The organism is Actinomycetospora sp. NBRC 106375 (assembly GCF_030269665.1).
In the GTDB taxonomy this organism is placed as follows: Bacteria; Actinomycetota; Actinomycetes; order Mycobacteriales; family Pseudonocardiaceae; genus Actinomycetospora.
Window position 1 is genome coordinate 271,737 of the sequence record NZ_BSTS01000001.1, and the last position, 26,358, is coordinate 298,094.

Here is a 26,358-nt window from a genome sequence, read left to right on the forward strand (position 1 = left end):
TGACCCCCAGCGTAGGCGCGTCCGTCCGGCGACCCGGCGTGCACCCGGATGGGTGGAATCGGCGTGTCGCGCGGCGTGTCCCGGCGTGTCGGCGTCACGCCGCGCCGTGCCGAGGCGTTAGGCCCCCACCAGCCGTGCGCCCTCCGCGATCGCGCGCAGCTTCATCTCCGCGACCGTCGGGCCGACCCGGCCGAACCCCACGAACGTCCCGAAGCCGCAGTCGGTGCCGGCCATGACGCGGTCGGGGCCGACGACGCGGGTGAACCGCTCGAGGCGCTGCGCGATGAGGCGCGGGTGCTCGACGATGTTGTTCAGGGTGTCGACCACGCCGGGCAGCAGGACCTTGTCGCCGGGGATCGTCATCTCGGCGACGTCGGCCCACTCGTGCTCGTGGCGCGGGTTGGCGGCCTCGAACGAGATCGTCTGCGGCCGGCCGGCCAGCACGGGCGGGAGCAGCTCGGCGAGCGGGGCGTCGAGGTGGTGCGGGCCCTCGTAGTTGCCCCAGCACAGGTGCAGCCGCACCCGCGACGGGTCGATCCCCTCGAGGGCCCGGTCGATCGCCGCCATGTGGCGCTCGGCGAACCCGACGATCCCGCGCCGTTCGACCTCGTCGCCGCACCAGAACCGGGTGTGGCCGGCCATCGGGATGTCCGGACAGTCCAGCTGGAGGATCAGGCCCGCGTCGACGATCGCCCGGTACTCGTGGGCCATCGCGTCGGCGAGCGCGTCGAGGTAGCTGTCGTAGTCCGGGTAGTGCAGGTTCGGGCTGCACGTGGAGATGCAGCCCGGCGACGCGGCCGGGACGAACGCGCCGCCGTCGGCGGTGTGGCCCGTCTTGTCGAGGGCCAGCTTCAGGGTGTCGATGTCGCGCTGGACGGCCGCGGCGCCGACGTAGCTCACGGGGCCCTCGCAGTTCGCCGGCATGATGTGCGCGCCGGCCTCGCCCCCGTACTGCGCGATCGCGAGCTCGGGCGCGGCCTCGAGGTCGTCGATGCTCCACGCCCCGGCCTGGCCGCCGAAGCCGTCGAGACGCTCGCGGACGTAGTTGACGAAGCCGGGCTTGCCCATCTCGCCGTCGGAGACCACGTCGATCCCCGCGCCGTGCTGCATGGCGACCACGTCGTGCACGGCGTCGGTGACGGCGGCCTCGAGCTCGACAGTGGAATCAGCGTCACCCCGCCCCTCCTGGTGGAGGTACATCAGCCGGGTCAGCGCCTCGGGACGCGGCAGGCTGCCCACGTGGGTGGTGCGGACGGTCATGGCGAGGGTCCTGTTCTGTCAGGGGTTGACGAACGACTCGGCCTGCGCGGGCGTGAAGCCCTCGAGTGCGGCGATCTTGGTGAGCACGGTGAGCCGGTCCGGGCGCGGGATGGACGGGTCGAGCTGCTGGTAGACGTTGAGCACGTTCTGCGCGAGGCGGCCGTGCTCGGGGAGGTCGGCGAACTTGCCGAGCTCGATCGAGGCGATGGCGTCGTCGACGTCGAGGCCGTCCTCGAAACGCCTGACCGCCTGCGCCTCGACCGACGCGAGGTACTCCCGCATCACGGAGACCTCGGGCTTGCCGCTCACCGGGCCGTGGCCCGGGACGATCACATCGACGTCCATGTCGAGGATCCGGTCCAGCGCGGCGATCCAGCGGTCGATGGGGCCGGCCCAGGCGATCGGGGTGCCGCCGACGAAGAGGATGTCGCCGGCGTAGAGCAGGCGGGCGTCGGGCACGTGGACGATCGCGTCGCCCGGGGTGTGCGCGGGCCCGACCTGGATCAGCCGCACCTCGCGCCCGCCGACGTCGACGCTGTCCTCGCCGGTGAAGGTCCGGTCCGGACCCGTCGCCGTGATCCCCTCGAGCTCGAACGGCCCGAAGATGTGACGGGCGAACTCCCCGAGCACGCCGTCGAGGTGCTTGACCTTGGCGACCGTGTCGAGTGCCTCCTGCGTCATCAGCTCGGCGGCCGCCGCGGACGCGAGGATCTCGACGTCGCGGGTCTTGACGAGCTCGTTGCCGTTGACGTGGTCCGGGTCGGAGTGGGTGTTGACCAGGGTCCCGAGCGGGTGGGCGTCGGTGACCGGCCGGAGGCCGTCGAGCATCTCCCGGGTCAGCTTGAGGTCGAACAGCGTGTCGACCAGCAGCGAGGTCCTGGACCCGGTGATCAGGCCGGCGTTGCTCCAGCCCCAGCTCCCGTCGGGCTGCAGCCAGGCGTGGCAGCCCTGCCCGAGGTCGTGGAGCCCCTTGCGGTAGTCCAGCGTGCTCATGCGGGTCCTCTCGGTGGTGCTCGCGGGTCAGTAGCCGGTGCGCAGGGGGATCATCGGCGGGGCCTCGCGCACGACCTGGCGGGTCGCGCCGAGCGCCGGCGACGACAGCGCGACCACGTCGCCGGGCGCGAGCCAGCCCGTCCACGCGAACGGGTCCGGGGTGTCGACGTGCTCGAGCAGGCAGCCGCCGGGCACCGTGCCCGAGCCGATGACGTCGCCGGGCCGCAGGTCGGTGCCGCGGGACATGTAGGCGAGCTGTTCGCCCCAGGTCCAGTCCATGCCCGCGAGCGAGCCCTTCGCGATCTCGCGGCCGTTGACCGTCGCCGCGACCTCGAAGGAGTAGCCGTCCGGCGTGACGTGGGGCGCGAGCTCGTCGACCGTCACCAGCGCGGGGCCGAGGGTGATGGCCATGTCCTTGGCCTTGCCCATGCCGATGCCCTGCGCCATGTCGCGCATCTGGTGGTCGCGGGCGGTCCAGTCGTTGAAGAACGTGAAGCCGATGATGTGGTCACCGGCGGTCTCCGGATCGAGGTCGCGACCGCCGCGGCCGACGACGGCCCCCACCTCGAGCTCGAGGTCGAACATGCGCGAGCCCGGGGCGATCGCCACGTCCTCGTACGGCCCGACCACCGCCGCCGGGTTGCCGAAGTAGAACGCGGGCGCCTGGGACCACGCCGGGTGCAGCTCCGGCGGCCGCCCGAGCGCGCGGTAGCAGCCGCGGAGGTGGTCGAGGAACGACAGCCCGTCGCGGATCGACGGCGGCGTCGGGATCGGGGCGAGCAGTCGCACCTCGTCGATCGGGCGGACCTCGGCCGGGTCGTGCCGCGCCGTCTCCGCCGCCGCGGCGAGCCGCTCGCCGTCGTCACCGAGCAGGGACAGGACCGTCACGCCCGCGGCGAGCCCCCGGACCGTGTCGTCCTCCCGGAGCCCGGCCCGTGGACCGGAACCCCCGTCGTAGGTCACCCAGCGCACGAGCCACCTCCACACCGTCGTGATCCGAATCCGTACTCGGGTACAGGTTCGACGTCGGGAACCTAGCGCTCGGGTGTGACGTGAATCAATACTGGAGTACAGGTTCGTGATCGTCGTGTGCTCTACTGACGGCGATGGAGACGGTCGAGATCGCCGCGCGGACCCGCAAGCGCCTCGAGCGCCGCGACCGCGTCTACGCCGCGGCGATCGAGCTCTTCGTCGAGCAGGGGTTCGACGAGACCTCGATGGACGACATCGCGGCGCGCGCCGGGCTCGCGCGCACCACGGTGTTCAACCACTTCTCCCGCAAGGCGCTCTTCCTCGAGGAGTGGGCCCTGCGGCGACGCCAGCGCGCCGCCCGGGCACTCGGCGAGACCGACCCGGCGGGGCGGTCCCTGCGCGAGCTGCTGGGTCGCTACTTCGCCGCGCTGGCGGAGGTGAACGCCGAGATGCGCGCCGAGACCACGGCGATGATGCGGCTGTCGCTCAACAACAGCGACGTCTTCCTCGGCCACGTCCTCGCCGGTGACCTGGCCGACCTCGTGCTCGCGAGCGGCGCCCGCCTGCGGCCCTCGACCGACCCGGCGCAGGTCGGCCGGCTCCTGGCGCTCGGCTACTACTCCGCCGTCGTGCGGTGGATCCACCTCGAGCCGGCGCCGTTCGCGCTCGACGCCGAGCTCTCCGCGATCCTCGACACCGTGCTGTCCGGGGCGTTGGCGGAGTAGGCGCGGGCGCGGTCAGCGCCGGGCCAACGCCTCGCGACCCGCCCGCTCCACCGCCAGGTCGCTCGCCCCCTGGTGGAGCTGGTCGCACATCGCCGCGATCCAGCGTCGGGTCCGGAGACGACGACGGCCCGCGAGCCGGGAGCTCGCGGGCCGTGGTCGGGGTCGAGACGTCAGCCGGAGGGGGTGACGTCGATCGGCTCAGCGGGATCGCCGGGACGGCGGCCGAGGACGTCGGCGAGGAAGGTCTCGAGGTCGGTCGGCCGGCCCGCGGCGTCGAGCCGCGGGTGCTCGCGCCGGCCGGCCTCGGCGTCCGCGATCGCCTGCTCGACGAGCGCGCGCTCCTCGGAGCTCACGACCAGGAAGCCGCGCAGGGAGCCGTGCCAGGGCCGGCGCCACTGCACGTAGGTCAGATCCGTGCCCTCGATCTCCTGGATCTGGACACGGTTGCCGAGCCACGGGATGTCGCTCATGGGGGTTCTCCTTCGCGCCGGGGAGCGCGCCGGCGGCGGGACGTCCGCCCTCGGAGTCGAGCGTGACGGACCCGGCCGGCGCCGGGGGCGTCGTCGTCCCCATCTGACGCTTTCCAGGATCGGTACCCGGGCACGGCGAGTAAACCCTCGGCAGCGTTGCGTGAGTCACCTGGTGGCCACGCTCACCCGCACGAATGAGTCCTACCGGGTGTCGAGGACCAGGTAGCCCTCGGCCAGGCGCTCCGGCCCGAAGTCGGCGGACTTGGCCTGGGAGCGGCCCCAGGCCCACATCCGGCCTGCGAGATCGTCCATGTGCGCGGTCTGGCTCTTGTGGGCGCGGAGGGCCTCGACCTTGCGCTCGTAGGCGTCGGTCGTGTCGACGTAGAGGTCAGCGCCCTCACCCATCTGGCTGATCCACACCTCGGCGACGGTGTGGGCCTCGAGACCCTCGTCGGCGAGGAGCTCGGGGTGGGCGAACGGGTTACGCGCGTCCGGGTAGACCGCGCACATCACGGCCTCGCCGGCGGCGGTGTGGTCGGGGTGGCTGCCGTACATCGACCGCACGTTGCGCGTCGGCGACTGCGTCACGATCCGGTCCGGCTTGACCTGCCGGATGACGCGGGCGAGATCGCGGCGCAGCTCGTGGGTGACGTAGAGCCGCCCGTCGGGCCAGCCGAGGAAGTGCAGCTCGTCCACCCCGAGGATCGCGGCCGCGGCCCGCTGCTCCTCGCGGCGGATCGTCGCCATGTCGGTGCGGCTGACCTCCTCGTCGAACCCGCCGGCGTCGCCGTCGGTGATGAGGCAGTACACGACACGGTGGCCCTCCGAGGTCCAGGTGGCCACCGAGCCGCCGTTGCCGAAGTCGATGTCGTCGGGGTGCGCGACCATGATCAGGATCGTCAGGGTCGCGCCGTCGGACTGCTCTTCCGCCACCTGGTCAACTTACTCCGGCGGACCGTCGGCCAGCCGCGCGTAGAGCGGGCGCAGCACCTCGCGGACGTCCTCGCCCCCCAGCCGCAGGGGCGGCAGGTCGTCGAGCAGGGCGTCGGCCGGGGACGAGCGGGCGTCCCGCGTCGGCGGGTCCGGGACCGGCACGCCGGGGCGGTGGAAGCGGTCGAGCAGGTCCTCGAGCGCGGTCGGCGAGCCGGCGCCGGCATCGCGGCGGTCGCGCAGCGCGGCCAGCAGCGTCGCGCGGTCGCGGCCGCGCCAGCGCAGCAGCGCGAACGGGTCGACGTCGAACTCCTCGGCGGCCAGGTACGCCACGGCGGCGAGGTGCTTGCAGGGCACCGACCAGTCGGGGCACGAGCAGTCCATCGGCAGCTCGCCCGACCCCTGCGGGAACAGCGACAGGCCGACGCGCCCGAGGAGGTCCTCGAGGTCGTCGGGCACCTCGCCCGCGAGCAGCGCCGCGGCGAACCACGAGTCGGCGGCCAGGGCGTCGAGCACGGCGTCCCAGGCCTCGTCGGCGAACGGCCGCAGCCCGATGCGGGCGCGGTAGGGCTCGTCGCGGCTGCCCTGCACGGTCGCGGTGATGGCGCCGGGCTCGATGGCGAGGTCGACGACCTGTCCCGCGCGGGCGTAGGTCTTGCCGCGGTCGAGGCGTCCACCGACGCCGAGCTGCGTCAGCACGGCCAGGAAGCGGCCCGACCACCACGACTCGCCGATCGCCCCGCGGCGGCTGCGGGCGACGACACCGTCCTCGACGGGCTTGCGCTTGCCGAACTCCTCGAACTTCTCCGAGAAGCGGGGGCCCGAGCGCATCTCACGCACCATGTGTGACCTGCTTCACAGAAGCTCCCTGTCCCCCGGGTCCGCCGCCGTTCGTCTCTTCCCCGTCGATACCACGGAGGAGGACATCATGGGCAAGGTCGTCGTCGCACAGTTCGTCACCCTGGACGGCCGGACGGAGGACCCGGACGGTTCGGCCGGCACGCCGCACGGTGGCTGGGCGTTCCGCCACCCCGAGGCCGTCGCCGGCGACAAGTTCCGTCTGGGCGCGACCCTCGACACCGGCGTCAAACTGCTCGGGCGCTCGACCTGGGAGCTGTTCTCGCGGATCTTCCCCCACCGCGACGACCCCTTCTCCCGCCGGCTCAACGCCATGGAGAAGCTCGTTGTCTCCCGCTCGCTGACCGACGTCGGCGCCTGGCCGCACTCCACCCTGCTGGCCGGCGACCTCGTCACCGAGGTGGCCCGGCGCCGCGAGCGGCAGGACGTGATCGTGACGGGCAGCGGGACGGTCGTCGACGCCCTCGTCGCGGCGGACCTCGTCGACGAGTTCCGCCTGCTCGTGTTCCCGGTCGTGCTCGGGTACGGGCGCCGCCTGTTCGACGCCGGCCCGCAGATCGACGTCGAGCTGACCTCGCTCGAGGACGCCGGACACGGCATCGTCCGCCAGGTCCACGCCCGCCGTCCCGCCGCCCGTGCCGCCGCGTGAGGAGCCCCGGATGCGCTACGCCCTGCTGATCAACGAACGTCCGGGGTCCTACGACGGGCTCGACGCCGCCGAGCGGGCCGGGATCACCGAGGCGTACACCGCCCTGCGGCAGGACCCGCGCGTGGTCGACGGGGCGCGACTGGGGCCCGCCGAGACGGCCACGACCGTCCGGTGGGGCCATGACGAGCTGTTGATCACTGACGGCCCGTTCGCGGACACCAAGGAGGTGTTCGGGGGCTACTACCTCGTCGAGGCCCCCGATCTCGACGCGGCCCTCGAGCTGGCCGGGCGCATTCCCGCGGTCCGTCTCGGCGGGTCCGTGGAGATCCGCCCCGTCGCGGCACCGTAGCCGTGGCTCCGGCGCTGGAGGACGTGTTCCGGTCGGAGTGGGCGCGGGTGCTCGCGGCGCTCGTGAGCTTCTGCGGCGACGTCGACCTGGCCGAGGACGCCGCGGGTGAGGCGTTCGCGGTCGCCGCCCGGCGGTGGCCGGTCGACGGTCCGCCCGAGCACCCGCGGGCGTGGCTCGTGACCGCCGGACGGCGGCGGGCGCTCGACCGTCTCCGGCGCGACCGCGTGCTGGCCGACAAGCTGCGCCGGCTCGACCGGCTCCGTCCCGAGGAGGACGTCCCCGTGCCCGGTACCGACGCGGCCGTCCCCGACGAGCGCCTCGAGCTGCTCTTCCTCTGCTGCCACCCGGCCCTGGCCCCGGAGGCGCAGGTGGCCCTCACCCTGCGGTCCCTCGGCGGTCTGGAGACCCCGGAGATCGCCCGGGCGTTCCTCACGTCCGAGGAGACGATGAAGCGGCGCCTCACCCGGGCCCGGACGAAGATCCGTGAAGCGGGCATCCCGTTCGCCGTCCCGGACCGACCGCGGCTGGCGGGGCGCCTGGCCCCGGTGCTCGCCGTGATCTACCTCGTGTTCAACCAGGGTTACGGCGACGGTCGCGTCGACATGGCCGCCGAGGCGATCCGCCTGGGCCGTGTGCTGGCCGACCTGCTCCCCGAGGAGCCGGAGGTCCTGGCGCTGCTGGCGCTGATGCTGCTCCACGACTCGCGCCGGGCCGCCCGCCACCTCGACGGGGAACTGGTCCCGCTCGCCGAGCAGGACCGCCGCCGCTGGGACCCCGACGCGCTGGCCGAGGGGCGTGCCCTGCTCGCGCGGGCCGAGCGCGCCGGGGGCGACGGGCCGTACGCGATCCAGGCCGCCGTCGCGGCGCGGCAGACCGAGGACCCGGTCGACTGGCCGGCCGTGGTCGCGCTCTACGACCGGCTGCTCCGCCTCACCCGCTCACCCGTCGTCGCGCTCAACCGCGCCGTGGCCGTCGCCGAGGTCGACGGGCCGGCTCGGGCGCTGCGGATCGTCGACGACCTCGAGATCCTCGGCGACTACCGGTACCGGCATTCCACCCGCGCCGAGCTGCTGCGCCGGCTCCGCGACACGACGGCCGCCCGCGCCGCCTACGACCGTGCGATCGGGCTCGCCACCACCGCGGCCGAGCGCCGCTTCCTCGCTCGCCGGCGCGCCGGGCTCGATCCGTCGGAGTGACTCGGTCGAGCTGACTCAGTCGGCCTCGTCGGGGTCGTCGGCAAGCTCGTCGGGGCCGTCGTCGGGGCCGTCGTCGGGGCCGTCGTCGGCGTCGGTCCCGGCCTCGTCGTCGAGCCGCAGGACGCGCGCGAGGTCGTCGGTGGAGAGGTCGGTGAGCCAGTCCTCGCCGTCGCGGACCGCGAGGTCGGCGAGCGCGCGCTTGTCGTTGACGAGGTCGTCGATGCGCTCCTCGAGCGTGCCCGCGCAGACGAGCTTGCGGACCCCCACCGTGCGCCGCTGCCCGATGCGGAACGCGCGGTCGGTGGCCTGGTCCTCGACGGCCGGGTTCCACCACCGGTCGAGGTGCACCACGTGCTGCGCCGCGGTGAGCGTGATGCCGGTGCCGCCGGCGCGCAGAGAGAGCAGGAAGAGCGAGGGGCCGTCGCCGGACTGGAACCGCTCGACCATCGTGTCGCGGGCCTTCCGGGAGACCCCGCCGTGCAGCCAGGCGACCTCGGTGTCGAAACGGGCCCCGAGGTGCGGAGCCAGCATGTCGCCGAACGCGGCGAACTGGGTGAACAGCAGCGCCCGGTCCCCCGCGGCGAGCACCTCGGCGAGGATCTCCTCGAGCCGCCCGATCTTGCCCGAGCGCCGCCCGATCGGGGATCCGTCGTGCAGGAGCAGGGCGGGGTGGTCGCAGACCTGCTTGAGCTTGGTCATGGCCGCGAGCACCCGCCCGCGCCGCTCCATCCCCGGCTTCACGTCGTCGATGCGGTCGAGCATCTGGTCGACGACCGTGCGGTACAGCGAGGCCTGCTCGCTGGTGAGCCCGCAGCGCTCGACAGTCTCGATCTTCTCGGGCAGGTCGTCGACGACCGTGGGGTCGGTCTTGAGCCGCCGGAGCAGGAAGGGGCGGGTACGGCGGCGGAGGTCCTCGGCGACATCGGTGCGGCCGTGGCGCTCGACGGGGACCGCGTAGCGCTCGCGGAAGGCCGTCGCCGAGCCCAGCAGACCGGGGTTGACCGCGTCCATGATCGACCAGAGCTCGGCGAGCCGGTTCTCGACCGGGGTCCCGGTGAGCGCGAGGCGGTGCTCGGCGTCGAGGCGCCGGACCGCCTTCGCGCCCCGCGACCGGTTGTTCTTGACCATCTGGGCCTCGTCGAGCACGACGCGGTGCCAGGCGATGTCCGCCAGCGCGTCGCTGTCGCGGACGAGGGTGCCGTAGGAGGTGACGACGAGGTCGGCCTGCCGGGCGGCCGCCGCGGGGTCGGAGCGCGCGGCCCCGTGGTGCACCGCGACGCGCAGGTCGGGGACGAACCGTGCGGCCTCGCGACGCCAGGTCGACACGACCGAGGTGGGGCAGACGAGCAGGGTCGGCCCGCGCTGCTCCTCGGCCCGTTCGTGCGACTCGAGCGCCAGGACCTGCAGCGTCTTCCCCAGACCCATGTCGTCGGCGAGCACGCCCCCGAGCCGCAGCTGGGCGAGGAACGCCAGCCACGACAGGCCGCGCCGCTGGTAGGGCCGCAGGGTCGCGGCGACCCCGGCCGGGGTGTCGAGGGGCTCGAGGGTGCTGCCGCCGGCCAGCAGGTCGCCCAGCTCGCCGTCGAGGCGCAGCTCCTCCACCGGCAGGGGCGCGGGCACGTCGTCGGGGTGGGTGACGGCGAGGTGCAGGACGTCGCCGACGCTCGGCCGGTCGCGTCGGGCGTCGAGGAAGGCGAGACCGTCGCGCAGCCGGTCCGGGTCGACGGCCACCCACCGCCCGCGCAGGCGCACCAGCGGGGCCTTGGCGCGCACGAGCGCGTCCATCTCGTCGTCGCTGAGCGTCTCCCCGTCGACCGCGAGACGCCAGGAGAAGTCGACGAGGTCGTCGCGGCGGATCTTGGCGCCGGTGTCGACCACGCCCTCGGGTCCCTGGCGCTGCCCGCCGGAGCCGACGAGGCCCAGGCGCGCCGGCCCGCCGTGCCAGCCCGACGGCAGGAGCACGCCGAAGCCCGCGCGGTCGAGGTCGGCCGCGACGTGGGCGAGGAAGTGGTGAGTGCCCTCGAGGTCGAGGTCCAGGCCGCTCGGGCGTGGGACGCGCAGGGCGTCGCCGATCTCGGGGTAGACGCGGGCGGCGCGGCCGAGCTCGCCGAGCAGCAGCTCGGCGGGGTCGTCGAGCCAGCGGCGCAGGGCGGTGGGGTCGCGCCAGACCGTCGCGGCGTCGACGGTGAGGCTGGGGTCCTGGGCGGACTGCACGGCGAACGTCAGCCGGAAGACCGGCTCGGGATCGTCGAGCGCGTGGTGGAACTCGTCGGCGACCACCTCGTCGAGGCGGAAGCACGCCCGCGCGGGCCCGGCGTGCGGGGCCCCGACGACCGCCCATCGGCGCAGGCCGGCGGCGAGGTCGGCGGGCGGGCCCGTCTCGCCGAGGACCGGTTCGTCACCGAGGGCGTGCGCCCAGTCCGGCGCGGCCGCGAGCTCGGGCGACCCCGTCAGCCGCGTGCGGGCACCGGCGTCGACCGCGGCGCCCAGCGCGGCCTCGACGACCGCCGTGGCCGAGGGCATCTCCTCGCCGGGCACCCGCTCGCACCGCACCACCGGCGGCAGCGCGGCGGCGAGCGTGTCGGCGGCGACGAGGTCGGGGCCCTGGAGCACGGGCCGCCACACCAGGCCGGGCCCGTCCTCGTCGGGGGCGGGCAGTACCCGGCCGCGGCGGACGAGGTCGGCGGCGAGGGCGTCGACGGCGCGGAGGTGCTCGACGGAGGCGCTGACCGAGGTCCCCGGCGGCGCGGGGGGCGGCGCGGCGCCGGGGGCGAGCTCGAGGACGGGGACGGTCCAGTCGGCGAGGACGGGGTCGCCGCCGTCGGGGCCGTGCTCCCCGCGGTCGAGCGCGTCGGAGTCCCGGGGCCCGTCGGCGTGCGAGGGCAGCGCGAGCACCGCGGCGCCCGCCGTGGGCGTGCTCGTGCCCCACACCCGGGCCAGGCGCTCGGCCGGCACCGCGAACGGGTGCGGACGGGCACCCCGGCGGGCGCGGCTGCTGCTGCGGGCCGGGAGCTCGGTGTCCTCGGCCCACAAGCAGACGCCGCGGCCGGGTGACCAGAGGGCGTGGAGCGCGAGCACGGGTGCTCAGGACACCTGGACGGTGCCGTTCGTGACGCTGACGGGCACCTCGGTGAGCCCGCGGTCGGCGGGGCCCTTCCGCAGGGCGCCGGTGGCGGCGTCGAACTGGCTGAAGTGGTTGGGGCAGGTGATGACGCCGCCCTGCGGCGGGTCGACGGTGGTGCCCGCGTGGGGGCACTTCGCGTCGAACCCGCGGACCGTCCCGGCCGTGGGCTGCACGAGGAGGACCGACCGGTTGCCGGAACGCACGATCGTGCCGCCGCCGACCGGGATCTCCGCCAGCGGTGTGCCGCCGGACGGTCCCGCGGGTGCGGACGTCGTGGTGGTGGCGCCTGGCTCGTACTCGCCGGGCTCGGACGACGAGCACGCAGCGAGGGCGCCCGGCGCGGCGAGCGCGGCCGCGACCCCGCAGAGGACCGTACGGCGGGAGGGAGCGGTGGGTGGCACGGAACCTCCGCGAGAGACGACGTGGTGGTCCACCCCAGTCTGCCCGCGCCCCCCGACACCGGCCGGTGAGGCCCCATGTGAGCGAACTCCGGTGCTATAGCACCGGAGTTCGCTCACGTAGGTCAGGGCGTGGGCTCCGCGGGGAGAGCGAGGAGGCCCTCGACGACGTCGTCGAGCGCCGGGCCGGTGACGTGGGGGCGGGCGACGGCGTCCGGGATCCGGCCCTCGAGACGCTCGCAGAACCCGCCGACCAGGCCCGCCGAGACGGCGCCGTGCACGTCCCAGGAGTGCACGGCGACGAGTGCGGTGCGGGCGGGCGGCGTCGCGATCCGGTCGCAGGCCCAGTGGTACACGGCGGGCGGCGGCTTGAACATCTTCAGCTCGGCGCACGACATGACGTCGCTGAGCAGGCCGCGGACCCCGCCGGCCTCCAGGGCCGCGCCCGCGACCTCCGCACTGCCGTGGGTGAACCCGTACGCGGGCACCCCGGCCTCCGCGAGACGGCGCAGTGCCGGGGCGACGTCGGGGTGCACGGGCAGCGCCCGGAACCCGTCGAGCACGGAGGCGACCTGCTCGTCGGTGAGGTCACGGCCGCAGGTGCGGCGCAGCATGTCGGCGGCGACCACCGCGAACGGCGGGGCCTCGCCCGCGAGCGTCATCGCCATGCCCTGGTGCAGCAGCCGGGCGAAGAACAGCTCCAGCTCGTGCCCGGGACGCCCGAGCGCCTCGATCCGCGGGCGCAGGCCCTCCAGCTGCAGGCACGTCTCGAAGAGGTCGAACAGCACGACCTGCGGGCGGCGTTCCGGAGCGACCATGTGAGCGATGTTCCCGGCCATCACCGTGAATGTCACTCACGTGAGGTCGCGGAGCACCTGCCGGGGCCACGCCGGGCCGCCGTAGACGAAGCCGGTGTAGGCCTGTACCAGGGTCGCGCCGGCGTCCAGGCGGGCGCGGGCCTCGGCGCCCGAGTCGATCCCGCCGACCGAGACGAGGGTCAGCCGCTCGCCCACGCGGTCCCGCAGCCGCGCGAGCACCGCCCGCGCCGGGCCCACGAGCGGCGCCCCGGAGAGCCCCCCGGCGCCGGTGGCGGCGACCTGCTCGGCCGGCGAGGCCAGGCCGGTGCGGGCGATCGTGGTGTTCGTGGCGACGATCCCGTCGAGGCCCTGGGCGACCGCGAGGTCGGCGACCGCGTCGATGCCCTCGTCGTCGAGGTCGGCGGTGATCTTCACGAGCAGCGGGGTGGCGCCGATCTCCTCCCGCACCGCGGCGAGCAGCGGCTCCAGCGCGTCGACGCCCTGCAGGTCACGCAGCCCCGGGGTGTTCGGAGAGCTGACGTTGACCACGACGTAGTCGGCGTACGGGCCGAGCACGCGCGCCGAGTAGCGGTAGTCGGCGACGGCGTCGGCGGCGGTCTTCGAGCGCCCGATGTTGACCCCGACGACGGTGCCGGCGCCGCGGCCGCCGCGCAGCGCCGCGAGCCGGGCGGCCACGACGTCGGCGCCGGCGTTGTTGAAGCCCATCCGGTTGACCAGCGCCCGGTCGGCGGGCAGCCGGAACAGCCGCGGGCGCGGGTTGCCGGGCTGCGGGCGAGCGGTGACCGTGCCGACCTCGACCGCCCCGAAGCCCAGTCGTGCGAGGCCCCGCACGCCCTCGGCGTCCTTGTCGTAGCCGGCGGCGACGCCCAGCGGGTTCGCGAACCGCAGACCCATGGCCTCCACGGGCTCGGCGGCCCCGACCGACGCCCCGTCGGCGGGCAGCAGCGGGGTCGCCGCACGCAGGGCGGTGACGCCCACGCGGTGGGTCAGCTCCGCCGGCACCCGGGTCGCGACGTGGCGGAAGAGCAGGTCGTAGGGGTTCATCAGCCTCGGGGACGGTACTGCGCGTGCAGGCGCCGCAGGGCCGAGACACCCCGTGCCGCGTGGCCGCGGTCGACGGCCTGCAACGCCGAGATCGTCAGGTACTCGTCGTCGGGCAGGTCCAGGCGGGCGAACTGGGTGCCGTCGGGGAAGCTCACGGCGACGATCTCCGACCACGGCACGCGGCGGGTCAGGATCGCCGCCCGCACCTCGACCCCGCCGGGCCCGGCGCGCAGCCGCGGCCGGGCGAACAGCAGCGCCCCGGCGGCCAGCAGCGCGCCGAGCACCACCATCGCGACCTGGTCCGCCGGCCGGAAGACGAACCCCGACGACCCGACGTAGACCAGCAGCGCACCGGTGCCGAAGAACGCGAACAGGAAGATCGCGACGATCCACGCCACCCAGCGGATGCGCACCGGGCGGACCTCGAGCTCGATCTCGCCGAGGTCGAGGGACTCTGGCGGGACGACGGGGCCGGTCATCGGCCCAGGGATCGCAGGGTCAGGGCCGCGTCCAGCGCCGCCACGGTCGCCTCGAAGCCCTTGTCCTCGGTGGACGTCGGGGTGCCGGCGCGCTCCCAGGCCTGGGCCTCCTCGTTGACCGTCAGCACGCCGTTGCCGACCGGCGTGCGGGCGTCGAGCCCGACCCGGAGCAGCCCGTGGGTGACGGTGTCGCACACGTAGTCGAAGTGCGGCGTCGATCCCCGGACGACGACGCCGAGCCCGACGACCGCGTCGTGGCCGTCGGCCAGGGCCTGGCACACGACCGGCAGCTCCATCGCGCCCGCGACGCGCACGACCGTCGGGTGCTCGACTCCGGCCTTCGCGGCGGCGTCGAGGGCGCGCTCGAGCAGGACGTCGGTGATCTCGGAGTTCCACCGCGTCACGGCGACGCCCAGCCGCAGGCCGGCCGCGTCCGGGACCGTCGCGTCCGGGCGGCCCGTGCCGCTCATGCCCGGGTCCCGCCCACGGCGGGCCTGCTGGACTCCGAACCGTCGGACGCCGGCTGCGCCACGACGCCGTCGCCCTCGGCGTCGAGGCCCTCCAGGTCGTGGCCCATGCGGTCACGCTTGGTGCGCAGGTAGCGCAGGTTCTCGGGCGTCGCGCGGGCGGGCAGGGACACGCGGCCGAGGATCTCGAGCCCGTATCCCTCGAGCCCGGCCCGCTTCTCGGGGTTGTTGGTGAGCAGGCGCATCGACTTGATGCCGAGGTCGGCGAGGATCTGCGCACCGGTGCCGTAGTCGCGGGCGTCGGCGGGCATGCCGAGCGCGAGGTTGGCGTCGACGGTGTCCGCCCCGGCGTCCTGCAGCTGATAGGCCTGCAGCTTGTGGATCAGCCCGATGCCGCGTCCCTCGTGGCCGCGGACGTAGAGCACCACGCCCCGGCCCTCGGCGACGACCGCGGCCATCGCGGCGTCGAGCTGGGGGCCGCAGTCGCAGCGCCGCGAGCGCAGGACATCGCCGGTGAGGCACTCGGAGTGGACGCGGACCAGCACGTCCTCGCCGTCGCCCAGGTCGCCGTGCACCAGGGCGACGTGCTCGATGCCGTCGAGCAGCGAGTCGTAGCCGTAGGCGACGAACGTGCCGTGGTCGGTCGGGATGTTCGCGTGCGCGACCTGGACGACCTGCTTCTCCGAGCGGCGCCGGTACGCGATGAGGTCCTTGATCGTGATCAGCGAGAGCTCGTGCTCGTCGGCGAAGATCTGGAGCTCCTCGAACCGGGCCATGTCACCGTCGTCCTTCTGCGACACGATCTCGCAGATGGCGCCGGCCGGGGCCAGCCCGGCGAGGCGGGCGAGGTCGACCGCGGCCTCGGTGTGCCCGGGACGGCGCAGCACGCCCCCGTCGCGGGCCCGCAGCGGCACGACGTGCCCGGGTCGCGCGAGGTCGGTGGGACCGGACTCCGGGTTCGCCAGCACCCGGATCGTGTGCGCCCGGTCGGTGCCGGAGATGCCGGTGCCGATGCCCTCGCGGGCGTCGACCGACACCGTGTAGGCGGTGCCGTGCCGGTCCTGGTTGATCGAGTGGGCGGGCGGGAGGTCGAGACGCTCGCAGGCCTCGCCCGTCAGCGGGACGCAGATGTAGCCCGACGTGTAGCGCACCATGAACGACACGAGCTCCGGCGTGGCGTGCTCCGCGGCGAAGACGAGGTCGCCCTCGTTCTCGCGGTCCTCGTCGTCGACGACGACCACGGCTTTGCCCGCCGCGATGTCGGCGATCGCCCGCTCGATGTGCTCGAAGCCGTCCACGCGCTCCTACTTCCCGTGCGATGTGTCGAGAGCACCTTGGTGGGCTCTGTGGGCTCCCACGAGCCGCTCGACGTACTTGGCCACCACGTCGACCTCCAGGTTGACCGTGGATCCCACGGTCCGCTCCCCCAGGGTCGTCTCGCGCAGCGTGGTCGGGATGAGGCCGACGGCGAACGAGACGTCGTCGACCTCGGTGACGGTGAGGCTGACGCCGTCGACGGCGATCGAGCCTTTCTCGACGACGTAGCGGGTCAGCCCGTCGGGAACCCCGAACCGGACCGTGGTCCAGTCCTCGTGCTCGACGCGCTCGGCCACGCTCGCGGTGCCGTCGACGTGGCCCTGCACGATGTGCCCGCCGAGCCGGTCGCCGGCAGCGACGGCCCGCTCGAGGTTGACCCGGGTCCCGGCCGTGGCGCCCGCCAGGCTGGAGCGGCGCAGCGTCTCGCCCATGACGTCGACGCCGAACACGCCGTCGGCGGGATCGACCACCGTCAGGCACACGCCGTTGACCGCGATCGAGTCACCCGGGCGCGCGTCCGACGTCACCACCGGGCCGCGCACGCGGAGCCGCGCAGCGTCGTCCTGGGCGACGACGTCGACGATCTCGCCGATCTCCTCGACGATCCCCGTGAACACTGCACACTCCTCGTCGGTCGCGGGCCCGGACCCGACAGCCATCATCCTCACGACGCGCTGACCCGGCAGCACCGCCGCCGTGATCCGGCTCTCATCCCGTCCCGAGGTGCGCCGACGCCCGCGCCGCCTGGTCGCGCAGCGCCTCGACCGCACGCTCCGGGTCGTCGGCGCCGTACACCGCCGACCCCGCGACGAAGCAGTCGACGCCGGCCTCCGCGGCCTGCTCGACGGTGTCCCGGCTGATGCCGCCGTCGATCTCGACGAGGACGTGGAGGTGGCCGGTGTCGACGAGCCGGCGGGCGGTGCGGACCTTGTCGAGCACCTCGGGCATGAAGCTCTGGCCCCCGAAGCCCGGCTCGACGCTCATGACGAGCAGGGTGTCGTAGTCCCGCAGGACCTCGATCCAGTCCTCGAGCGGGGTCCTCGGCTTGACCGACAGGCCGGCCAGCGCGCCGGCGGCGCGGATGTCGCGGGCGCAACCGCGGGGGTCGTGCGCGGCCTCCGCGTGCACCGTGACGTTGCGCGACCCCACCTCGGCGTAGCCGGGGGCCCAGCGGTCCGGATCGTTGATCATCAGGTGGCAGTCGAGCGGGATGCTGGTCGCCCGCTCCAGCGCCTCGACCACCGGGAGCCCGAGGGTGAGGTTGGGGACGAAGTGCCCGTCCATGACGTCGACGTGCAGCCAGTCGGCGCCGGGGACGGCGTCCGCCTCCTCCGCGAGGCGCGCGAAGTCCGCGGACAGGATGCTCGGAGCGATCATCGGGGCGCGCGCCACGTGACGCATGGTAGTGGCTCGGGCACGTCCACTGCGCCGGGCGGGGTGGGCCCGTGGCGTCGCTACGGCGCCCGCAGCACCGCCGCGTACATCGCGTCCGTGCCGTGGCGGTGGGGCCAGAGCTGGACACCGGGACCGCCCGCGGGAGACGGAGCGGAGCGGAGCTCGACCCTGGAGACGGCCTCCGCGTCCGGGACCTCGGGCAGCAGGGCCGGGGTGTCGAGCACCTCGGCGCCGGTCTCGGCGGCGACGGCCGCGACGACGGCGGTCGTCTCGTCGGGGTGCGGCGAGCAGGTGGCGTAGGTGACGACGCCGCCCGAGCGCGTGCGGGCCAGCGCGGCGTGCAGGAGCGAGCGTTGCAGCTCGGCGAGCTCCTCGACGTCCCCGGGCTGCCGGCGCCAGCGGGCCTCGGGCCGGCGGCGCAGCGCGCCCAGCCCGGTGCACGGGGCGTCGACGAGCACGCGGTCGTAGCGCTCCTCGGGCAGCGCGATCTCCCGCGCGTCGCCGGTGTGCACGCGCACCGGCAGGCCCTCGGTCGCCTGCTCGACCAGCCGCGCGCGGTGCGGGGCGCGGTCGACCGCATCGAGCGTCGCCCCCTCGATCGCGGCCAGCGCCCCGAGCATCACGGCCTTGCCCCCGGGGCCGGCGCAGAGGTCGAGCCAGCGGGTGTCCTCGCCCGTGACGGGCGCCCGGGCGGCGACGAGCGCCACGAGCTGGCTGCCCTCGTCCTGGACGACCGCGAGGCCCTCCCTGATCGGCGGGAGGTCGCCGGGGTCGCCGCCCTCGGTGAGCAGCACGCCGTACGGCGAGTACGGGGACTCCTCGCCGCCGGTGATCGCGGCCAGCTCCTCGGCGGATATCTCTCCCGGGCGCGCGGCGAGGTGCACCGCGGGGCGGGCGTCGTCGGCGGCGAGGGCGGCGCCCAGCTCGTCCTCGGACCCCAGCGCCCGGGCGAACACCTCCGCGACCCAGCGCGGGTGGGCGTGCGCGAGCGCGAGCCGGCCGAGGGCGTCGGGCGGGGCGAGCCGGTCGACCCACTCGGGCTCGGTGTGCTCGCCCACCCGGCGCAGGACGGCGTTGACGAACCCGGTGGGACGCGACCCCGCCCGGGAGCGGACCAGCTCGACGACGGCGCTCACGGCCGCGTGCGGGGGGATGCGCGTGCGCAGCAGCTGCTGGGCGCCGAGCCGCAGGCTGTCGAGGACGACGCCGTCGAGGCTGTCGAGCGGGCGGTCGCAGCACGCGGCCAGGACCGCGTCGAGGAGGCCCTGCGCGCGGCACGCGCCGTAGGCGAGATCCGTGGCCAGGGCCGCGTCGCGCCCGGAGATCCGGCGCTCGCGCAGCAGCGAGGGCAGGACGAGGTTCGCGTAGGCGGCGTCCTCGCGCACCGCTCGCAGCGTGTCGAGGGCTGCCTCGCGCGCGGGGTCGCCGCTCGGCGGGCGTGCCGGGCCCTGACGTCCGCGGGGCGGTCCGCTGCGGCGTTTCCGGTCGTCCTTGCGGCGCGGACCCCGGCCGGAACGGTGGCCGCCGGGCGGGACGGAGCTGTCGGTCATGCGCACCCCGTTGCTGCGCTCGCTCGGGTCACGTGAACCGCTCCCCCGGCTCCGGCCGCACGCCGCGCGCCCAGTCGACCGCGGGCATGGCCTTCTTGCCCTGGGGCTGGACGTCGCCGAGGGCGACGACGGCGCTGGCCGTCCCGACCAGGACCCGCTGGCGCTCGACGCGGATCGCGCCCGGGTCGAGCCCGCCCTCGCCGGTGGTCAGCACGGGGCCCAGTTTGACCCGGGCGTCGCGGAACGTCGTCCACGCACCGGGTGCGGGTGTCACCGCGCGCACGAGACGGTCGACGCCCGGGGCCGGGTGGGTCCAGGGCACGCGGGCGTCGTCGACGGTGACCTTCGGGGCGTACGAGACGCCGTCGGCGGGCTGGGGCACCGCGACGAGCTCGCCGTCCTCGATGCCGTCGAGCGTGCTGGCGAGCAGGGCGGCGCCGGACGTCGCGAGCCGCTCGAGCAGGGCGCCGGCGGTGTCGTGGCGCCCGATCTCCTCGGTGACCGTGCCGTAGACCGGCCCGGTGTCCATGCCTTCCTCGAGCGCGAACGTGCTCGCGCCCGTGATCTCGTCGCCGGCACGGATCGCCGCCTGCACCGGCGCGGCGCCGCGCCAGGCCGGCAGCAGCGAGAAGTGCAGGTTGACCCAGCCGTGCCGCGGGACGTCGAGCGCCTCGCGGCGCAGCAGGTTGCCGTAGGCGACGACCGGGCAGCAGTCCGGGGCCAGGTCGGTCAGCTGCCGCAGGAAGTCCGGCTCCGAGGCCTTCTGGGGCGTGAGGACCGCGACGCCCGCCTCGTCGGCGAGCGCGCCGACCGGGCTGCGCTGCGGGCGCCGCGACCGTCCGGCGGGCGCGTCGGGACGGGTGACGACGGCGACGACCTCGTGGCGCTCGCTGTCGAGCAGGCGCCGGAGCGACGGCAGAGCGGGCTCGGGGGTGCCCGCGAAGACGATGCGCACGGGCTACAGGGCTCGCCCGAAGAGCGGGTGCGGGCTCGTCTTGACGGTCGGCGGCGCGGCGGCGTCGAACCACGGCGCCTGGCGGATCGCCTTCATCGCCTCCCGCCGCGTCTCCGGGTCCAGCTTGTCGAGGAAGAGGACGCCGTCGAGGTGGTCGGTCTCGTGCTGGATGGCGCGGGCGACCAGCGCCGTGCCCTCGACGGTCTGCGGCTCGCCGTGCACGTCCCACCCGGTGGCCACGACGTGCTCGAAGCGCCGGCAGTCGAAGCGCAGCCCCGGGATCGACAGGCACCCCTCGGGGCCGAGCTGCTCGGTGCCGTCGACGGCGTTCCACGTCGGGTTCACCATGTGCCCCTCGACGCCGTCGGCGCCGAAGGTGAACACGCGCAGCCCGACGCCGATCTGGGGTGCCGCGAGGCCGGCGCCGCCCTGCTCGCGCATCGTCTCGTGGAGGTCGGCCACGAGGGTGCGGAGCTCGCGGTCGAAGTCGACCACGGGATCGGCCTGCGTCCGCAGGACGGGATCGCCGAACAGGCGCAGGGGCTGGACGGTCATGGGTCTCTCTCTAGGCGGGAGACGGAGCGGAGCGGAGCTCGACCCATCGGGATGGGAGCGCTCGACCATCCAGTCTAGGAGCCCGCGGGGATCACGGCTTCCAGTCGGGGTCGCGGCCGATGAAGCCGAGCATGCGGGCCTGGTCGTCGGCGTCGTCGGGCACCGGCACCCGCGGGCCGAACTGTCCCGACGACCGGATGACCTGCTCCATCGGCTCCATGCCCTCGACGAGCACGGCGCAGAAGGCGGAGTCGAGGCGGTCGTCCTGACCGGTGGCACGAGCGAGGTCCCAGGTGTGCATGAAGACGTCGTTCGTGTAGATCATGTCGGCCGCCGCGGCGACGGTCATGGCGCCGATGTGGGGGTTCTCGATCGGCCGCTGCGCCTGCTCCGGGTCGTCCAGCAGCGCCTGGACCGCGTCGGCCTGGTGCACCCAGGCGGCGACGGGGTCGTCAGCCGCGGCCGGGCCGTCCGGCAGCGCGACGCCCGAGCCGGCCAGGAAGCCCGGGAACCAGGTCGTCAGGTGCTCGACGACGTCGCGCGCGGTCCAGTCCGGCACCGGCGTCGGGACGTCCCAGTCGGTGGTGCCGCGCACCCGGTCGGTGAACGTGGCCGCGATCCGCCGGTGGCGGTCCGCGGGGGTCTCGTCGGTCATCGCCGCCTCCTCGTTGTTCAACCTTTGAGTTGAATAATGGCACGGCGCCTACAGCGGGTCCAGGGGGTCGAGCAGGACGCGCACCGTCTCGCGCTCCTTGCGCGCCGAGCGCACCGCCTGGGCGGCATGCAGGTCCTTCGCGAGGGTGCGGCCCTCGGTGCGGGGCACGCGGACGAGGCAGCGCTCGGCGCCCTCGGTGCGCTCCTCGGCCCCCGGGAGCTTCGTCCCCGGCGGGAGCTCGACCGGGCCCAGCACCTCGGCGCTGTCGGGCAGCGCGGCGAGGAGGTCCGCGACGGCGGCGGGTGCGCCGTCGACCGCGGCCAGCCGCACGGCGGGCGGCAGGGCGAGCTCCTCGCGGGCGGCGAGCTCGGTGGCGGCGTGCCCGGCGGGGTCCCAGCGCACGAGGGCCTGGACGGCGGCGTTCGACGACTCGGCCACGACGACCACCCGTCCGCCGTCGCCCGTCGGCCGGACCAGGGACGCGGCGCCGAACCAGCGGCGCAGGGTCTCCTCCCCCGCCCGCAGCTCGGGCCGGGCGAGCAGGACGGCGCCGTCCAGGAGCAGCGCGGCGCCGTAACCGTGCGGGGCGACCGGCTCCGCGCCCGGCGTGGCGACGACGAGGGCGGGGCCGTCGTCGATCGTGTCGAGCACCGTGGATCCCCCTCCCGAGGTGCGCACGACCGTCTGCGGGAAGGCGCGGCCCAGTTCCTCGGCGGTGCGGGCGGAGCCGACGGCGAGGGCACGCAGCTTCGACGACCCGCAGGCCGCGCACCGGTAGGCGGCGTCCGGGTGGCCGCACCAGCGGCAGGTCGGGACCGCGTCCCCGTGGTGCGGGAGGGCGAGCGGGCCCGCGCAGCGGCGGCACCGGGCGGGCTCGCGGCACGTCGCGCAGGCCACGGCGGGCAGGTAGCCCCGGCGCGGGACCTGGACAAGCACCGGGGCGTGGTTCTGCAGCGCCTGCCGAGCCGCCTCGAAGGCGACGGCGGGCATGCGGGCGGCGCGGGCGGCGGGATCGCGCAGGAGCTGGCGGTCGTCCTCCCCGATGGACGTCACCCGGGGGCCGCGGGCGCGAACCGTCGCGCGGTCGGCGACGACGTCGTGCGCCCACCCGCTGGCCACCAGCAGCGCGGCCTCCGCCGTGCGGGCGAAGCCGCCGACGAGCAGGGCCGCGCCGTCGCGGTGCGCGCGGGTGATCGCGACGTCGCGGGCGTGCGGGTAGGGCGCGCGGGGCTCGGCGTGCGAGTCGTCGCCGTCGTCCCACACCGCGATCAGCCCGGGATCGGTGATCGGTGCGAACGCCGTGGCCCGGGTGCCGACGACGATGCGGACGTCGCCGCGCGCCACGGCCAGCCAGCGGCGGTAGCGCTCGGCGGGGCCGAGGTCCGCGGCGAGGGCGACGACGGCGTCCGCGCCCGCCACGGCCTCGCAGGCGGCCTGGACGCGGTCGAGGTCGCGGCGGTCGGGCACCACGAGCACCGCGCCCCGGCCCGCGGCGGCGGTCGTCGCGGCGGCCTCCGCGAGCCGCGCGGGCCAGTCCTCGCCGGGCAGGGCCTGCCAGACGGCGTGGGCGGGACGGTGCTGCTGGAGGGCCTCGAGCAGCGCGGGCCCGCGCGGGTAGGCGTGCCAACCGTGCTGCTCCGGGGCCCGCGGTCGTGGGCGCTCGGGGGGTGTCTCGGCCTCGACGCGGGCGTGGCGCGGGGGCACCGCGAGGCGCAGGACGTCGGCGAGCGTGCCCGCGTAGCGATCGGCGATCGCGCGGCACAGCCCGGCGAGCTCGGGGCTCAGCACCGGCTCGGGCGAGACGACCTTCTCCAGCCAGCCGAGGGGTCCGGTGTGCTCGCTGGTGTCCTCGCGCGCGAGCACGAACCCGTCGACCAGCCGGCCGGCGAACCGCACCCGCACCCGCGCGCCGGACACGGCCTCGGCCGCGAGCTGCTCGGGGACCTGGTAGTCGAAGGCGCGGTCGAGGTGAGCGAGGTTGACGTCGACGGCGACCCGGGCCACGGGATGCTCGTTGGCCGGCAGGCGCTCGTTGCGGCGGGCCTTCTTCTCGGCGGGCTTCTTCTCCGGCCCTGGCTTGGTCTCCGGCGCGGGCTTCTTCTCGGGGACGGGCGGGGCCGCGAACAGCGCGTCGCCCGTCTCGCCCGTCACGCCGCCACGTCTACCAGAGCGGTCGGACGTGCCCGGTCACGCCCGCGCGAGCGGCACGTTCCGCAGCTTGCGGGGTCTGTCGATCATGTGCGAGGTGCCTCTCGCCCTGGCCACGCACCGGGTGGGAGATCACGGGCGTCGTCACGCACCGGGTGGACGCGCGAGGGTGCAGTGTGACGCCCCTGATCTTCGCGCCCGCGCGGAAGGCTCGAGCGGCCCGCGATGGTGCCTGCCCGCGAGCTGGTGGCTTTCCTGACGTTGAACGCCAGCGTGACGCCAGGCCGACACGACCATCCCGGACGACGCCGACCACGCCGACCACGCCGACCACGCCGACCACGCGGACACAGCAGACACACGCCGGCCCGGCGCACCGCGAGGGTGAGCCGGGCCGGCGTGTCGTACTGGCGAGGATGTGGCGATCCTGGCGTCAGACGCCAGGAAAGCCGCAGCGCTCGAACACCGCGAGCCTCGTCAGCTCGCGATCGACTTCAGGGCGTCCGCGCGGTCGGTGCGCTCCCAGGGGAGGTCGATGTCGTCGCGGCCGAAGTGGCCGTACGCCGCGGTCGGCTGGTAGATCGGGCGCAGGAGCTGCAGGTCGCGCACGATCGCACCCGGGCGCAGGTCGAAGACCTCGTGGATGGCCTTCTCGATCTTCGCCGGGTCGACGTTGGCGGTGCCGAAGGTCTCGAGGAAGACACCCACGGGCTCGGCCTTGCCGATCGCGTAGGCGACCTGGACCTCGGCGCGCTTGGCCAGGCCGGCGGCGACGACGTTCTTCGCCACCCAGCGCATCGCGTAGCAGGCCGAGCGGTCGACCTTCGACGGGTCCTTGCCCGAGAAGGCGCCGCCGCCGTGGCGGGCGTAGCCGCCGTAGGTGTCGACGATGATCTTGCGGCCGGTCAGGCCTGCGTCACCCATGGGACCGCCGGTGACGAAGCGGCCGGTCGGGTTGACCAGCACGCGGGTGTTCGACGAGTCGAGGTCGATCCCCTCGAGCACCGGGTTGATGACCTTGGACCGGATGTCCGGCGCCAGCAGGTTGTCCAGGTCGATGTCGGCAGCGTGCTGCGTCGACAGGACCACGGTCTCGACGCCGACGGGCTTGTCGCCGTCGTAGGCGATGGTGACCTGGGTCTTCCCGTCCGGGCGCAGGTACGGCAGCGTGCCGTCGCGCCGGACCGCGGTCAGCTTGCGGGCGAGCCGGTGCGCGAGCCCGATGGGCAGCGGCATCAGCTCGGGGGTGTCGGCGTCGGCGTAGCCGAACATGAGGCCCTGGTCGCCGGCACCCTGCTTGGCGATCTCGTCCTCGGAGCCCTCGACGCGGGTCTCGTAGCCCTCGTCGACGCCCTGCGCGATGTCCTTGGACTGCGCGCCGATGGAGATCGAGACGCCGCAGCTCTCGCCGTCGAAGCCCTTGGCCGACGAGTCGTAGCCGATGTCCAGGATCGTCTTGCGGACGACGTCCACGTAGTTGACCTGGGCGTTGGTGGTCACCTCGCCGGCGACGTGCACCTGGCCCGTCGTGACCATCGTCTCGACCGCCACGCGCGACTTGGGGTCCTGGGCCAGCAGGGCGTCCAGGATGCCGTCGCTGACTGCGTCGCAGATCTTGTCCGGGTGGCCCTCGGTGACGGATTCGCTGGTGAACAGACGCCTAGCGGGCACAATCTCTCCCTGCCTCGACAATGGGACCCGTCCACACTAACGGCTCCCCCGGTGAACGCGAGCGGCCTGACCTGGGTGAATGCCACGCCTGTCACAGAACGGTTGTGTTCATGGACGGGTTCGTGAGATTGGCCCGTTCAGCGCAGCCGTTCGGCGACGGCGTCCCACACCCGGGCGGCGAGGGCGGCCTTCGACCCCATCGGGAGGGGCTGGGATGAGCCGTCGGCCCCCAGCAGCCAGCCCTCGTTGTCCTCGACCTCGAAGGCCTTCCCGGCGCCCACGGCGTTGACGACGAGCAGGTCGCAGCCCTTGCGCTCGAGCTTCGCGCGGGCGTACTCGAGCACCGAGCCGTGGTCGTCGCCGGTCTCGGCCGCGAAGCCCACGACGAGGCGCCGCGGGACGTCCTCGGTGACGAGCTCGCGGAGGATGTCCGGATTGAACTCGAGGGGGATGGAGGGGGCCTCCTCCCCCTTCTTGATCTTGCCGGCGGACATCGACGCGGGCCGGAAATCCGAGACTGCGGCGGCCATCACCACGACGTCGGCGGCCTTGGCGGCGTCCAGCACGGCGTCACGCATCTCGCGGGTGGTCTGCACGCGGCGAATCGCGACGGCTGCGGGCGGCTCGAGGTCGGCGATGGTGCCCGCGACGAGGGTGACCTCGGCGCCGCGCTGGGCCGCGACGCGGGCGAGCGCGTAGCCCTGGCGCCCCGACGAGCGGTTGCCCAGGGTGCGCACCGGGTCGAGCGGCTCGGCCGTACCGCCTGCGGAGACGACCACGCGGCGGCCCTCGAGGTCGCGCGGCAGCGGGAAGGGCTCGCCGGTCGTGCCCTGTGTCGAGCCCCACTCGAGCAGGAGGCGGGCGAACTCGGCGATCTCGGCCGGTTCGGGCAGGCGGCCCGGGCCGGTGTCGGCGCCGGTCAGGCGCCCGGAGGCGGGCTCGAGGACGACGGTGCCCCGGCGGCGCAGGGTGGCAACGTTGTCGACCGTCGCGGGGTGCTCCCACATCTCGGTGTGCATCGCGGGCACGGCGAGCACCGGACATCGCGCGGTGAGCAGCGTCGAGGTCAGCAGGTCGTCTGCGCGGCCCTGGGCCGCGCGGGCCAGCAGGTCCGCCGTCGCGGGGACCAGCACGACGAGGTCGGCGCGCCGCCCCAAGGCGACGTGCTCGACCTCGGGCACGTTCTCGAAGACTCCGGAGAGCACGGGGCGGCCCGAGAGGGCCTCGAAGGTCGCGGCGCCGATGAACTCCAGCGCCGACCGGGTGGCCACCACCTGGACGTGGTTGCCGGCCTCGCGCAGGCGCCTCAGCACCTCGCAGGCCTTGTAGGCGGCGATGCCGCCCGAGACCCCGAGGACGATCTCCCGGGGGTCGGCCACC

At 74.7% G+C, this 26,358-nt stretch carries 26 protein-coding genes; 4 read left to right on the forward strand and 22 right to left on the reverse strand.

What is annotated here, in order from left to right:
• Positions 1 to 117 precede the first annotated feature (117 nt).
• Genes QSK03_RS01335 through QSK03_RS01345 form a run of 3 tightly spaced genes read right to left on the reverse strand, consistent with a single transcriptional unit; the run spans position 118 to position 3,225 of the window.
• On the reverse strand, positions 118 to 1,260 hold the full coding sequence (locus tag QSK03_RS01335; RefSeq protein ID WP_285648154.1) for a cobalamin-independent methionine synthase II family protein: 1,143 nt from the start codon (positions 1,258 to 1,260) through the stop codon (positions 118 to 120).
• An 18-nt stretch (positions 1,261 to 1,278) separates the two neighbouring features.
• Positions 1,279 to 2,253: an MBL fold metallo-hydrolase gene (locus tag QSK03_RS01340; protein ID WP_285648155.1), complete on the reverse strand. Its 975-nt coding sequence runs from the start codon at positions 2,251 to 2,253 to the stop codon at positions 1,279 to 1,281.
• Positions 2,254 to 2,280: 27 nt separating this feature from the next.
• Entirely contained in the window at positions 2,281 to 3,225 is a 945-nt protein-coding gene (locus QSK03_RS01345; RefSeq protein WP_285648156.1) for a fumarylacetoacetate hydrolase family protein, read from the reverse strand.
• A gap of 134 nt (positions 3,226 to 3,359) precedes the next feature.
• On the opposite strand from QSK03_RS01345, the gene QSK03_RS01350 reads away from it, so the two are divergent.
• Positions 3,360 to 3,950, forward strand: coding sequence for a TetR/AcrR family transcriptional regulator (locus QSK03_RS01350; protein WP_285648157.1), 591 nt, complete (start codon positions 3,360 to 3,362; stop codon positions 3,948 to 3,950).
• Between the two features lie 170 nt (positions 3,951 to 4,120).
• Here QSK03_RS01350 and QSK03_RS01355 read toward each other — a convergent pair whose 3' ends face one another.
• From QSK03_RS01355 to QSK03_RS01365, 3 genes are all read right to left on the reverse strand, one after another.
• The gene (locus QSK03_RS01355) at positions 4,121 to 4,420 is read right to left on the reverse strand and encodes a hypothetical protein (protein WP_285648158.1); all 300 of its coding nucleotides are present in this window, start codon (positions 4,418 to 4,420) and stop codon (positions 4,121 to 4,123) included.
• 201 nt (positions 4,421 to 4,621) lie between these two features.
• Positions 4,622 to 5,353 (reverse strand): PIG-L deacetylase family protein, encoded by a 732-nt coding sequence (locus QSK03_RS01360; RefSeq protein ID WP_285648159.1) that lies wholly within the window; start codon positions 5,351 to 5,353, stop codon positions 4,622 to 4,624.
• A gap of 9 nt (positions 5,354 to 5,362) precedes the next feature.
• Positions 5,363 to 6,181 (reverse strand): SWIM zinc finger family protein, encoded by an 819-nt coding sequence (locus QSK03_RS01365; protein WP_285648160.1) that lies wholly within the window; start codon positions 6,179 to 6,181, stop codon positions 5,363 to 5,365.
• 97 nt (positions 6,182 to 6,278) lie between these two features.
• On the opposite strand from QSK03_RS01365, the gene QSK03_RS01370 reads away from it, so the two are divergent.
• The 3 genes from QSK03_RS01370 to QSK03_RS01380 are packed head-to-tail and all read left to right on the forward strand — an operon-like array spanning position 6,279 to position 8,402.
• Entirely contained in the window at positions 6,279 to 6,857 is a 579-nt protein-coding gene (locus QSK03_RS01370; protein WP_285648161.1) for a dihydrofolate reductase family protein, read from the forward strand.
• 10 nt (positions 6,858 to 6,867) lie between these two features.
• Entirely contained in the window at positions 6,868 to 7,206 is a 339-nt protein-coding gene (locus QSK03_RS01375) for a YciI family protein (protein WP_285648162.1), read from the forward strand.
• A gap of 2 nt (positions 7,207 to 7,208) precedes the next feature.
• The gene (locus tag QSK03_RS01380; RefSeq protein WP_285648163.1) at positions 7,209 to 8,402 is read left to right on the forward strand and encodes an RNA polymerase sigma factor; all 1,194 of its coding nucleotides are present in this window, start codon (positions 7,209 to 7,211) and stop codon (positions 8,400 to 8,402) included.
• A gap of 15 nt (positions 8,403 to 8,417) precedes the next feature.
• On the opposite strand, the gene QSK03_RS01385 is transcribed toward QSK03_RS01380, so the two are convergent.
• The 16 genes from QSK03_RS01385 to coaBC all read right to left on the reverse strand — a co-directional run bounded on the left by QSK03_RS01385 (position 8,418) and on the right by coaBC (position 26,357).
• Positions 8,418 to 11,480, reverse strand: coding sequence for a DEAD/DEAH box helicase (locus QSK03_RS01385; protein WP_285648164.1), 3,063 nt, complete (start codon positions 11,478 to 11,480; stop codon positions 8,418 to 8,420).
• Positions 11,481 to 11,486: 6 nt separating this feature from the next.
• Positions 11,487 to 11,927, reverse strand: a complete 441-nt coding sequence (locus tag QSK03_RS01390; RefSeq protein WP_285648165.1) for a Rieske (2Fe-2S) protein — start codon at positions 11,925 to 11,927, stop codon at positions 11,487 to 11,489.
• A gap of 122 nt (positions 11,928 to 12,049) precedes the next feature.
• The gene (locus QSK03_RS01395; RefSeq protein ID WP_285648166.1) at positions 12,050 to 12,742 is read right to left on the reverse strand and encodes an HAD family hydrolase; all 693 of its coding nucleotides are present in this window, start codon (positions 12,740 to 12,742) and stop codon (positions 12,050 to 12,052) included.
• 36 nt (positions 12,743 to 12,778) lie between these two features.
• The gene (locus QSK03_RS01400) at positions 12,779 to 13,786 is read right to left on the reverse strand and encodes a quinone-dependent dihydroorotate dehydrogenase (protein WP_285648167.1); all 1,008 of its coding nucleotides are present in this window, start codon (positions 13,784 to 13,786) and stop codon (positions 12,779 to 12,781) included.
• Positions 13,786 to 14,265 carry a PH domain-containing protein gene (locus QSK03_RS01405; protein WP_285648168.1) on the reverse strand — a complete coding sequence of 160 codons (480 nt, stop codon included), beginning with the start codon at positions 14,263 to 14,265 and terminating at the stop codon, positions 13,786 to 13,788. Before QSK03_RS01405 ends, QSK03_RS01400 begins: the two co-directional genes overlap by 1 nt.
• On the reverse strand, positions 14,262 to 14,735 hold the full coding sequence (gene ribH, locus QSK03_RS01410) for a 6,7-dimethyl-8-ribityllumazine synthase (RefSeq protein ID WP_285648169.1): 474 nt from the start codon (positions 14,733 to 14,735) through the stop codon (positions 14,262 to 14,264). Before ribH ends, QSK03_RS01405 begins: the two co-directional genes overlap by 4 nt.
• Positions 14,732 to 16,030, reverse strand: coding sequence for a bifunctional 3,4-dihydroxy-2-butanone-4-phosphate synthase/GTP cyclohydrolase II (locus QSK03_RS01415; protein ID WP_285648170.1), 1,299 nt, complete (start codon positions 16,028 to 16,030; stop codon positions 14,732 to 14,734). Before QSK03_RS01415 ends, ribH begins: the two co-directional genes overlap by 4 nt.
• A 6-nt stretch (positions 16,031 to 16,036) precedes the next feature.
• Entirely contained in the window at positions 16,037 to 16,666 is a 630-nt protein-coding gene (locus tag QSK03_RS01420) for a riboflavin synthase (RefSeq protein ID WP_285648171.1), read from the reverse strand.
• 91 nt (positions 16,667 to 16,757) lie between these two features.
• Positions 16,758 to 17,426, reverse strand: coding sequence for a ribulose-phosphate 3-epimerase (gene rpe, locus QSK03_RS01425; protein WP_285648575.1), 669 nt, complete (start codon positions 17,424 to 17,426; stop codon positions 16,758 to 16,760).
• Positions 17,427 to 17,503: 77 nt separating this feature from the next.
• On the reverse strand, positions 17,504 to 18,994 hold the full coding sequence (locus tag QSK03_RS01430; RefSeq protein WP_285648172.1) for an RsmB/NOP family class I SAM-dependent RNA methyltransferase: 1,491 nt from the start codon (positions 18,992 to 18,994) through the stop codon (positions 17,504 to 17,506).
• A 28-nt stretch (positions 18,995 to 19,022) separates the two neighbouring features.
• Positions 19,023 to 19,949, reverse strand: a complete 927-nt coding sequence (fmt, locus tag QSK03_RS01435) for a methionyl-tRNA formyltransferase (RefSeq protein WP_285648173.1) — start codon at positions 19,947 to 19,949, stop codon at positions 19,023 to 19,025.
• 3 nt (positions 19,950 to 19,952) lie between these two features.
• Positions 19,953 to 20,504, reverse strand: a complete 552-nt coding sequence (gene def / locus QSK03_RS01440) for a peptide deformylase (protein WP_285648174.1) — start codon at positions 20,502 to 20,504, stop codon at positions 19,953 to 19,955.
• Between the two features lie 91 nt (positions 20,505 to 20,595).
• Positions 20,596 to 21,159: a TIGR03086 family metal-binding protein gene (locus QSK03_RS01445; RefSeq protein ID WP_285648175.1), complete on the reverse strand. Its 564-nt coding sequence runs from the start codon at positions 21,157 to 21,159 to the stop codon at positions 20,596 to 20,598.
• A gap of 48 nt (positions 21,160 to 21,207) precedes the next feature.
• Positions 21,208 to 23,310, reverse strand: a complete 2,103-nt coding sequence (locus QSK03_RS01450; protein WP_285648176.1) for a primosomal protein N' — start codon at positions 23,308 to 23,310, stop codon at positions 21,208 to 21,210.
• Between the two features lie 474 nt (positions 23,311 to 23,784).
• On the reverse strand, positions 23,785 to 24,981 hold the full coding sequence (gene metK, locus QSK03_RS01455) for a methionine adenosyltransferase (RefSeq protein ID WP_285648576.1): 1,197 nt from the start codon (positions 24,979 to 24,981) through the stop codon (positions 23,785 to 23,787).
• A gap of 134 nt (positions 24,982 to 25,115) precedes the next feature.
• Positions 25,116 to 26,357, reverse strand: coding sequence for a bifunctional phosphopantothenoylcysteine decarboxylase/phosphopantothenate--cysteine ligase CoaBC (gene coaBC, locus QSK03_RS01460; protein ID WP_285648177.1), 1,242 nt, complete (start codon positions 26,355 to 26,357; stop codon positions 25,116 to 25,118).
• Position 26,358: the final 1 nt, after the last annotated feature.